The sequence below is a fragment of the Lysinibacillus sp. RC46 genome (genome assembly GCF_041262385.1).
In the GTDB taxonomy this organism is placed as follows: domain Bacteria; phylum Bacillota; class Bacilli; order Bacillales_A; family Planococcaceae; genus Lysinibacillus.
The window spans coordinates 1-6,634 of sequence record NZ_JBGCCF010000065.1; the positions used below are offsets into that span (position 1 = coordinate 1).

Here is a 6,634-nt window from a genome sequence, read left to right on the forward strand (position 1 = left end):
TACCATTTCGCCATTTTTCATATTTTAAAACGGTTAGCGTATATTGATCAATCCAGTTCATTTCAATGGCTTTTCTTTCGATTGAAATTCCTTCCACTTGCGAAATTTCATAGTAGGATGAAGTAATTTCCCCTGTTCGCCAGTCTGTAGGTAAAAGAATGTCTACAATTAAGCGGCCACCAGGAATCAAATGATTATACATACATGTTAATGCATCCATCGCATCTTTTGAATTCTCGATTAAACAGAACGAACCTGTCGGCATAACAATCGCTTCATATTTTGAGTCTAATGAAAAATTGCTTAAGTTACCTTCATATAGATTTGGATTGATTCCTCTTTCATTGCAGTGCTTTCGGCATGAATCTAACATTTCAGGTGAGTAGTCGATCCCCTCAGCATTATATCCATTTTCAAGTAAAGGGATTAAGAAGCGTCCAGAGCCAACCCCCGCTTCAAGTACTCTTCCCTTAGTTCCTTTTAATCGTTCAAGATAATATTCAATATCCCCACCAATTGAATATCCTATTGGTTTTGTCAAATCATAAAGTTCTGTACATAATGGTCCGTAATAACTATACATTTCAATTCCTCCGATTTCGGGCAGAAGAATCTATTATTCTTACTTCTTCCACACCTTATATTTGTTTGTTGGAAAAATAGAGCTGACTATCATCATTAATCACTCACTTTCTGTACAATATAGTAAAATTATACAAAATAAAGTATTGTTGCACAATATGTTTATAAGATCAATTATCACTTAGCGTGGGTTGATTTCCGTTCCGACTGGGCGCTTTGCTGTTGCTGTCGCTTCGCTTTCGCACAGACAAAACCCAGTTGCTGCCGCTACGCTTTCGCACAGAAAACATCCGCTCCGCTGCAGGGTCTCATCTGTGACGCTGATCCTGATGCCGGAAGCCATGCATTCCAATCCTGGAAGGACTATTTTATTTCATTTGCATTTGGCCGAGCCATTGCTTACGAGGGTGACATTTACGACATCATTTGGAATGGAAAGGAATTGCTAGATGAAAAGGACTCGATCTGGAATGAATTTAACATTAAGCGATCAACAGTACAGGAATCTGTAGCATTGGACAAGGTATGAGAAAAAAAGAATTATGATTAAATCTAAAAACCTGCTAGATATTTAGCTACTTTCTTAGCTAAAATCTAGCAGGTTTATTTATTTACGAACAGCTTCAAATGTAATTAGTGAATGCTCTTTTGAAGGCTCCTTGTTATAAACATATTCAGCGGAACAGGTAATATCAGAAAAGCCTATGTTTGTTAATATAAGCTTGAATTCTTCTATACCGTACCATCTTACCGGAAATCTTTGTAACTCTGTATCAATTAATTTACCATTTCGCCATTTTTCATATTTTAAAACGGTTAGCGTATATTGATCAATCCAGTTCATTTCAATGGCTTTTCTTTCGATTGAAATTCCTTCCTCTTGCGAAATTTCATAGTAGGATGAAGTAATTTCCCCTGTTCGCCAGTCTGTAGGTAAAAGCATGTCTACAATTAAGCGGCCACCAGGAATCAAATGATTATGCATACATGTTAATGCATCCATCGCATCTTTTGAATTCTCGATTAAACAGAACGAACCTGTCGGCATAACAATCTCTTCATATTTTGAGTCTAATGAAAAATTGCTTAAGTTACCTTCATATAGATTTGGCTTGAATTCTCTTTCATTGCAGTGTTTTCGGCATGAATCTAACATTTCAGGTGAGTAGTCAATCCCCTCAACATCATATCCATTTTCAAGTAAAGGGATTAAGAAGCGTCCAGAGCCAACCCCCGCTTCAAGTACTCTTCCCTTAGTTCCTTTTAATCGTTCAAGATAATATTCAATATCCCCACCAATTGAATATCCTATTGGTTTTGTCAAATCATTAAGTTCTGTACATAATGGTCCGTAAAAACTATACATTTCAATTCCTCCGATTTCGGGCAGAAGAATCTATTATTCTTACTTCTTCCACACCTTATATTTGTTTGTTGGAAAAAGCCTAGTTTACTTTAACTTTACTAGGCTTTTTTATTTTTCATAAGCAATTAAAAAAGAAGGACAATCACTTGTGTGACAGTTGTCCTTCTTTATTCTAGTACTTTAACACGCCAATTTTTAAAAGATAATTGGGAAATTGCTAATTATTTATCTCTTCTAAGTTAAGATCCTCTACTAATCTAATCTCTGATAACTCCCCATCATTATGTTCAGATGGGATAATGGAGTTATCCTCATTCATTCTGAATTTCCCTTGAAATACGCCTGAAACAACATACTTTTTCGTGTTTTCTAATATAGGACCTTCATATTCAGTTAAAAATAGAATAGCATCTTCATTTCTTTTCAAAGTCGTATCCGTTTCAACAGTATATTCAACATTATCAATAACTCCACCAGTCTCCAAAAGATTAATACTATTTCCTTTTTCGACATTACCTTTATAAACTTCATTTACCTTTAGTTCAGATATAGTAAATGGCACATCTTTATAAATAAACGATTCGTTCCCTTCGACAGTAGCATTAACTATAATTGAGGAATCATTCTCGATTTCACTAATTGTGTCATATTTATTTGTTATTGATACTCCCATAGATTGCGAAGATAATGGATAGTTTGTTGTCTTTAATATGATAAATGATAATAAAAGTAGACTAAATCCAATACTTAATAATAAGATGCTTTTTTTCTTTTTATGCATTAATGAATCCCTCCTTATTTATAAAGTGAATTAACACCATTTATTTCATCCTGTGTAGGCTTATAAACTGTTCTACCATCGTTGTCGTACATTAATTTATCGCTTCCATCCACATGAGCCAAACCTAAAGCATGTCCTAATTCATGAGCCCATACACCCTTTACTGTACTAGCACCATAGTCGTTTAAGTAATATAAATTACCTTGAACAATTGAATCAACATAGTCTCCGGTAGTAACCCATTCACGATAACTTGTCGCACGTCCTGACCAACCAGTTTTTCCATAATCATCAGATTTGATAACAATCTGCGGTCTAGTTGTATTTGAACCCGAATGAGCGCTAAATGTAATTTTCGTACTTGTTGCATTCCAATCCGCTATAGCATTATTTAATTGTTTTCCAATCTTTTCATAAGTTCCGTTAAAGTCCCTTGCTGTGTAAGTAATGTTGTTCGTTTTGTGTTTACCTCCTAATAAGGCATAAGCATAAGCATGTTGAGCAACTGCAAAAGTTAGAAACATACATAGTGTGAAAATAATTATTTTTTTCAAAAGATACCCTCCTTTTTTTAGATTATTATATAATTTCTGTAAAAAATAAAAAAATCCTCCTTTTTTCTAGAAAAACCATCCATTTCTCTGGAAAAATGGTATTATTTCTAAAAAGGAGGTATGACTTTGAAATTTTCTTTTTACTTTTGTTGTTTTTTGTTAATTTTCTTGTTAATAGGATGTAATTCTTCATCTTCTTGGGCTTTTCAATTCGTAAAGTATAATAATACACATTACATTGTGACTGAAGAAGTTTTAGAGAATGACCAACTTGGTGAAAAGTTAGGGGAAGTAAAATACCACCTCAACAATGAGCAAGATAGTAAAGAATTATCTTCAAATATTTATCCAGTTGGAACAAAAATTTATGCTATTAATAACATTGATATTTCAAAAGCGATTGCGGTAGTTAATGAAGACGGAAAATTAATAAAACTTGTAGTCGAGGAATAAGTATTAAACATTTCTTCATTTCAACCTTTGTTCCCTTTGTTTTTTAAACGCTACAATTGAATAATTCTAATCCAATATGTTAAAATAGAAGCATATTTATTAAATCATTTTGAAAGAAACTAAACTTATTACTGGTTAAGGTTTCATGTTTTTAATGTATTTGTAGAGTTATCAATCGCTATAATCTCTACTATAAAATTTTTATAACTTCTGTATCAAAGCGTATTTTACTATGTCTACATAGCTAAAATGCGCTTTTTTTATACACCAAAATCTAAAAAACTCGAAAGGGAGATGCATTATGCAAGATTGAAAACAAGTTTTAGGAAAAGGAGTAGCAACACAAACTGTTGGTGCTGGGTCTGAATTATTAGGTTATATAGTGTCCTATTCTGTTGGTGAGGCGTTATATCGTCGTGATGAAATGGAGAAGTCACTAAAGCTTGATTTAAGTTACTTACCTAACCCAATAGATCCTAAGGATGCATTTGCTAGAGCTGCAAGGGAATGTGAAATTAAATCATGGAAACCTACAGCGGAAAGCAAAGAATATAAAAACTTTAAAAACTTTACGGTTCGGGACATTGTACGTGCGGGACAAAAGCCTGTAAAGCATATGTTGTAGAGACAGTAAATGCCGAACGTGAATGTCTTGATTATGATTCGGAAGGTGCAATTTTAAGTTTCGATGTAAAAACAGGAGATATGTCTACAGTTTGGAATGATCCGACATGTATGGATTTAGTAAACCATGCTGAATCTGCATTCCAAGAGTATCTAACAACCCATAATGGGAATACAGTTCGTGGTTCAATCACGAAGCTATTTAATTCTATGTCACCTATATTAATGCGAGCTACAGGTGGAGTTTACTTTGTTCCAGTCCAGTATGAGGAAAAATTAAAAGGTTCTGTAGCGTATATCAATTTCCTTGAAAAAGGAGATGCGTTTTGTGTTCCTTTAGTAAACAATTCTGAAGAACAGGCGTTAATCAAAATAAAGGTGCAAGAACATCTACAAGGGGTATTAAATAAATGTCGTGAAGCTATTAAAGCTAACGAGGATTTAACACTAATGCCTGAAAAAAAGCGTAAAGAGTTCGAAAAAGAGGCTTTAGCAACTGCTTTACAAGCTGTTGATCAGTTTAAAGATTACAAAGCTATTTTAACTGGTGAAATTAATCAGGTTGAAGGTGCTTTTGATTTAATTAATGCTGCAATTCAAAAAATGACTGATGAGCTTTTAATAAAGCCAGCTAAAAAACATGAAAAGTAAAATTTTTACAACATTATCAAAAAACTCGTTTGAGAGGACTACTAAAAAAGTGGTTCTTTTTTATTTTATCTAAAAACTCATTAAGGAGAGATTAATTATGGATAATTTATTTTTTATGATGGCAGTTGCTCCACATTTTGATGGGATTTATACCGACAAAAAACAAATGGAGGCAACTATTTGGACAGAAGCAGGATTGGCTATGGTAATTAATTTTTCAAAGGAGCGTTCAATAGAGCTGACTATCATCATAAATCACTCACTTTCTGTATAATATAGTAAAATTATACATATCTAAGGCGCGTTGCGCAATATGTCTATTTTATTTCTTATCATCATTAGTGAAGATTTCACTAGTTGGGTGAAGAGCCTATTTTTAAAAAGGGGTTATAGTACGGATTATTTGTAAGGACTCAAAGTTCAATTGAATATTGCCTCTTCAACTTAAAGGGGAAAAAATAAGGAGAGAATACTATTATGAAAATCGAAAAAGTGTTTGCAGATTTCCCATTAATAAGCTCCGAAAATGTAGTGCTAAAAAAATTGAAGATGTACATTTACCGGAAGTATTTGCGATCTATGATAATGAAAAGGTATTTGAATATTGTGGGATAATCCCGAAACATAATATCCAAACTGTGGGTAAAATGATCGGTCATTTTGACAGAGACTACCTGAAGAAAAGCAGAATCAAATGGGGCATTTTTCAAAAGTCTGATAGCGATACATTAGTAGGTATTATAGAAGCAATGGATTTTAATCAAAAAGTGAATATGGTGACGATTGGTTACTTTTTGGCAGAGGACTATTGGGGTAATGGCCTTGCGACGTATGCGCTTAAAATACTTGTCAAATTTTTATTTGAGGAAGTAAATATAAATCGCATTCAGGCTGAGGTTTTGCCATTAAATGAAGCATCTAAAAAGGTGCTCCTGAAAAATGTTTTTTTACACGAAGGACTTTTAAGACAAGCTACGTTATGGTCTGGTAAAGGTGTTGTAGATTTAGAAATATACGGCTTGCTTCAAGAAGAGTACAACCTAGATAAATAATGAATTATTATTTACCCTGTTTCATCTTATAATGTATTGTACAAATTGACCATTTCTTCAAAGGTGCATAAAACTATAATTCTAGCTGACTATAAATGTCAACACCAATATGTACATTTTTGCTCGTTTAAGGGTGTACAAAATTACTCGTTTTCCGAGGTTAAGTGATGCTTTAATCGGTATGAATCACCGACGATTGTGACAACGCTTGCGTGATGTAAAATACGATCTAATATCGCGTTTGCTAACTTCGGTTCAGGGAAAATTTCATCCCATGATTTAAAGTTCACATTCGTTGTGAAAATCGTGCTACGTTTCTCATAACGGGCATCAATGAGCTGGAAAAACAGTTTCGCATCCTCTGGATCAATAGGTAAGTAACCAATCTCATCGATGATTAATAATTTATATTTTGTATAATGTTTTAAACGACTCTCTAGCCTGTTTAAAGTGTACCCTTTGTAAAGGACATTTTTAAAAAAGCTCTAGGCAACTTGAAGAAGATGAAGTCTGTATTGTGCAGGCGTCATCTTTTTTAAGTTCCATTGACCCCGATAATGATTGTAATAGG

Annotated in this window: 8 protein-coding genes and 3 pseudogenes; 5 read left to right on the plus strand and 6 right to left on the minus strand. The window is 33.6% G+C overall.

From position 1 onward, the window contains the following. From ABH966_RS26735 to ABH966_RS26750, 4 genes are all read right to left on the minus strand, one after another. A partial coding sequence (locus ABH966_RS26735; RefSeq protein WP_370083739.1) for a class I SAM-dependent methyltransferase occupies positions 1-583 on the minus strand: 583 nt, incomplete at its 3' end. A 606-nt stretch (positions 584-1,189) separates the two neighbouring features. Continuing rightward, the gene (locus ABH966_RS26740) at positions 1,190-1,948 is read right to left on the minus strand and encodes a class I SAM-dependent methyltransferase (protein WP_370083741.1); all 759 of its coding nucleotides are present in this window, start codon (positions 1,946-1,948) and stop codon (positions 1,190-1,192) included. A 217-nt stretch (positions 1,949-2,165) separates the two neighbouring features. Next, positions 2,166-2,729 carry a hypothetical protein gene (locus tag ABH966_RS26745; RefSeq protein ID WP_370083743.1) on the minus strand — a complete coding sequence of 188 codons (564 nt, stop codon included), beginning with the start codon at positions 2,727-2,729 and terminating at the stop codon, positions 2,166-2,168. A 14-nt stretch (positions 2,730-2,743) separates the two neighbouring features. Continuing rightward, positions 2,744-3,283 carry a M57 family metalloprotease gene (locus ABH966_RS26750; RefSeq protein WP_370083744.1) on the minus strand — a complete coding sequence of 180 codons (540 nt, stop codon included), beginning with the start codon at positions 3,281-3,283 and terminating at the stop codon, positions 2,744-2,746. A gap of 126 nt (positions 3,284-3,409) precedes the next feature. On the opposite strand from ABH966_RS26750, the gene ABH966_RS26755 reads away from it, so the two are divergent. From ABH966_RS26755 to ABH966_RS26775, 5 genes and pseudogenes are all read left to right on the plus strand, one after another. After that, on the plus strand, positions 3,410-3,736 hold the full coding sequence (locus ABH966_RS26755; RefSeq protein WP_370083746.1) for a hypothetical protein: 327 nt from the start codon (positions 3,410-3,412) through the stop codon (positions 3,734-3,736). Positions 3,737-4,106: 370 nt separating this feature from the next. Next, a pseudogene (locus ABH966_RS26760) lies at positions 4,107-4,361 on the plus strand (DUF6744 family protein); the annotation flags it as partial. A 50-nt stretch (positions 4,362-4,411) separates the two neighbouring features. Then, positions 4,412-5,011 (plus strand): DUF6744 family protein, encoded by a 600-nt coding sequence (locus tag ABH966_RS26765; RefSeq protein WP_370083750.1) that lies wholly within the window; start codon positions 4,412-4,414, stop codon positions 5,009-5,011. A gap of 97 nt (positions 5,012-5,108) precedes the next feature. Then, the gene (locus tag ABH966_RS26770) at positions 5,109-5,285 is read left to right on the plus strand and encodes a hypothetical protein (protein WP_370083748.1); all 177 of its coding nucleotides are present in this window, start codon (positions 5,109-5,111) and stop codon (positions 5,283-5,285) included. A gap of 203 nt (positions 5,286-5,488) precedes the next feature. Further along, positions 5,489-6,063, plus strand: a pseudogene (locus ABH966_RS26775) (GNAT family N-acetyltransferase). 143 nt (positions 6,064-6,206) lie between these two features. Here the strand turns inward: ABH966_RS26775 and ABH966_RS26780 are convergent. Both ABH966_RS26780 and ABH966_RS26785 read right to left on the minus strand, forming a co-directional pair. Then, positions 6,207-6,515, minus strand: a pseudogene (locus ABH966_RS26780) (ATP-binding protein); the annotation flags it as partial. A 33-nt stretch (positions 6,516-6,548) separates the two neighbouring features. After that, a partial coding sequence (locus ABH966_RS26785) for an IS3 family transposase (protein WP_370083752.1) occupies positions 6,549-6,634 on the minus strand: 86 nt, incomplete at its 5' end.

What these genes read in the sequence shown, in the direction of transcription:
- ABH966_RS26770 (WP_370083748.1), top strand. Translation starts at nt 5,109, where the DNA reads ATGGATAATTTATTTTTTATGATGGCAGTTGCTCCACATTTTGATGGG.
- ABH966_RS26740 (WP_370083741.1), bottom strand. Translation starts at nt 1,948, where the DNA reads ATGTATAGTTTTTACGGACCATTATGTACAGAACTTAATGATTTGACA.
- ABH966_RS26745 (WP_370083743.1), bottom strand. Translation starts at nt 2,729, where the DNA reads ATGCATAAAAAGAAAAAAAGCATCTTATTATTAAGTATTGGATTTAGT.